This window comes from Brachyspira sp. (genome assembly GCF_029258575.1).
GTDB lineage: Bacteria > Spirochaetota > Brachyspiria > Brachyspirales > Brachyspiraceae > Brachyspira.
Genome location: NZ_JARHYI010000090.1, coordinates 1 through 3,078, shown reverse-complemented (window position 1 = coordinate 3,078; position 3,078 = coordinate 1). Strand labels below are relative to the sequence as shown.

Sequence of the window (3,078 nt, the reverse complement as noted above, 5' to 3'; positions counted from 1 at the left end):
GGCTTGTAAGCGACTTATACAAAGAAATAAAATCCAGAAAGCCTTATGTAAAATGGACTATATCTCCTGCAGGTGTTTGGAGAAATAAGGAAAAATTATCAGACTACAATGGAAGTAAATATGGCAGCGATACAAAATCATACAATCCTAATTTTGATGCTTTGCATGCTGATGTGCTTTTATGGATGCTTAATGGGGAAAAAACTTCTAGTTTAAATAATGCTTCTAAAAAAGACGGATTAAATAGAATGTATATTGATGCTATAATACCTCAAGTATATTGGAGTTCAAAACATAGAACGGTTCCTTTTGATAAAATAATAAAATGGTGGGTAGATGAAGCAAAGAAATCTAGTAATGGAAAACTGGCTGATATATATATAGGTCATGCATTATATAGGATGGGAAGTGCTACAAATATAGAACCTTGGCATGATATTGATTTACTTTCAAAACAGATAGATTATATAAGAGAGATTGGAAATGGATATATTAAAGGCTCAGCATTTTTTACTATGCATAACATGTATAAAAAAGATAGAGATACAGGAAATTTTGGAAATAATGCCATAAAATATATAAAAGAAAATAATTATATATTCAAATCCATAGTACCTACAATGAATACTATGAAAAATATTAATACTACTCCTCTAAAATTAGAAAATCCATCTATTAAAAAAGTGCTCGGTGGTATGGAAATATCATTTACAGACCCAAACGAATATAAATTAGATAAATATGGTCATCTTCTTCCTTCATATTCTTCATATTATGCTGTATATAGAGAAACCATAGGAGAGGTAGGAATAGAATTAATAGATAAAATAAGAAGAACAAATTTTAATATTAACTCAAAAGTAACATACAAGGATAAAACTATAAATTCAAAAAAAACTTATATATATTATGTTACCGCTTTAGATAGAATACATAATGAAAGTGAATATCTTAAAATAATAAATAATTAAAAGATAATTTGACAAATATTATCTAATCAATATACATATAAATATGATGTTAGAAAATTTATATTATAGGATTATTATAAAAATCATTGGATTAAATATGAAATTCTATTTTCAGATAATAATCTTCGCAATGAAAAAACGATATTAAATAATGATTAATTTTGAATTTAATATAGTATATATATTAGAAATAGTATCTGCATTACTTTATGAGCCTTATTACTCTACACTAATAGTAAGGACTAATATTAAATTAATAGAAATGATATATAAAAACAAATTATTGAAAATCAATTTTGTTAGAATGATTTCCATTAAAGTAAATAATGTTATTCTTAAAATAAAAGCCCTTAAAGAAGAAAACTACAGTCAAAGTTAATAATAATTATATATTCAAAATAGTTTACATAATTTTTATAAGTATTATAATTTTGATATGAAGGATGTTAAAATATATTAATTATGGAAAAATACAAGTTAGTAAAATATAAAAAAGGAAAAATAGTATTAAAATATGCTCAGAATGCTGAAGATTATTTTTATATAATTTCAAGTGGAAAAGTTATAGCTTATAACGATTTCTATGAAAAAACATATATGTATAAAAGAGGCGATATCATAGGATTAATATCTTCTGTATCCAAAGAACCTTATTATTCTACAATAGAAACTATAGAAGATACTGAATTGTGGAAAATAAAAACTAAATATATCACTAAAATCAATAATGTACATTTAATAAATAGAATATCACATTATTTATCTTTTATATTTGAAATATGGTTGAGTAAATACTACACTGAAATAGTTAAAAATAAAATGGATTTATATAATAAAGAGGATATATTAACTATAGCTAATATCTATAAGAATAATGGATTTAAAGATGCAAGCTATAAAATATGTTCTGATTATATAAAACTATTCAATTCTGATTATAATGTTGATAAAGTAAAAAATTTTATTAAAAGCATAGATAAGGTAAAAGAACCTCAACATATAAATAATAATTCTTATAAAATATATAAAGGCTATTGTTTATATTCTGAATTAGGAAGCAATAATAATATATATTATATAAGATCAGGAAGAGTTGGCATATATAATATAATAGATTCTGATTATTCTACAAGAATAATTTATCCTAAAGAATATATCATAGATTCTTCAAGACCAAAATTAGAATACACTCCCCTATCGGCAACTGCAATAGTTTTGGAAGATTCAATTATAGATATTATGAGTAGAGATGAATTGATAAAACAAATATGCTATGATAAGGAAATAAGATTAAAAATTGTAAGAATGATATCTATGAAAGTTGTTAGTACTATATTAAAGATTAAAGCTATAAAAAAATCAAATTTTAAAGATACTTTAATAGTATTTATCTACTCTCTTTTAAAAGTCGAAACTTTATTTTATAATAAAGAATATATAAAACTATATTATAAAATGGAAGATATAAAGAATATGCTGCATAAGGATATTGATATAGATGAGATAAAAAATACTTTAAAAACTATAAATCATGTAGAATTTGATAGCTTTAATAATATTATAATAACAAATATAAAAAAATATTTTGATGAATATAAAATTGAAACAGAATAAAATAATTTCATATATAATAAATTATAGTTAATTTTCGAAAATAATAATGTAATTATTGTATTTTTAAAAAAAAGTATTACAATATATAAAAAAATAAAATATTAATTATGAATAATAGAACTATAAAATTTCCTAAATCATCTTTTATATATGAGCAAGGTAATTATCCTAAAGATTCTTTCTATATAATTACAAAAGGAAAAGCTATGTCCTTTGCAATTAATTCTGATAAATATTATATGGAATACAATATAGGACATATAATAGGTTTAGTAAATTTAGCAACTAGTGAGCCATATAATGTTAGCATTCAAGCTATGGAAGATGTTGAAGTTTTAGAATTTGGACTATCTGATATAAATAATATTAGAAATAATGATCTTATGACAAAAATATATGATTATTTAAATAGTACATTAGAAATTTGGATGTCCCGCTATTATATAAGTTTAGTAAAAAATAAATTAGATCTATATTATAAAGAAAATGTTTT

Annotated in this window: 4 protein-coding genes; all 4 read left to right on the top strand. The window is 22.0% G+C overall.

All coding sequences use genetic code 11. The features are described from left to right. Positions 1 to 971: family 10 glycosylhydrolase (locus Q1J76_RS07050; RefSeq protein ID WP_300368903.1), on the top strand; the 971-nt coding region annotated here is incomplete at its 5' end. Positions 972 to 1,122: 151 nt separating this feature from the next. After that, positions 1,123 to 1,350: a hypothetical protein gene (locus Q1J76_RS07045; RefSeq protein ID WP_300368900.1), complete on the top strand. Its 228-nt coding sequence runs from the start codon at positions 1,123 to 1,125 to the stop codon at positions 1,348 to 1,350. Positions 1,351 to 1,433: 83 nt separating this feature from the next. Beyond that, a complete protein-coding gene (locus Q1J76_RS07040; protein ID WP_300368897.1) occupies positions 1,434 to 2,585 on the top strand; it encodes a cyclic nucleotide-binding domain-containing protein in 1,152 nt (383 codons plus the stop codon). A gap of 107 nt (positions 2,586 to 2,692) precedes the next feature. Then, on the top strand, positions 2,693 to 3,078 hold a 386-nt coding region (locus tag Q1J76_RS07035; protein ID WP_300368894.1), incomplete at its 3' end, for a Crp/Fnr family transcriptional regulator.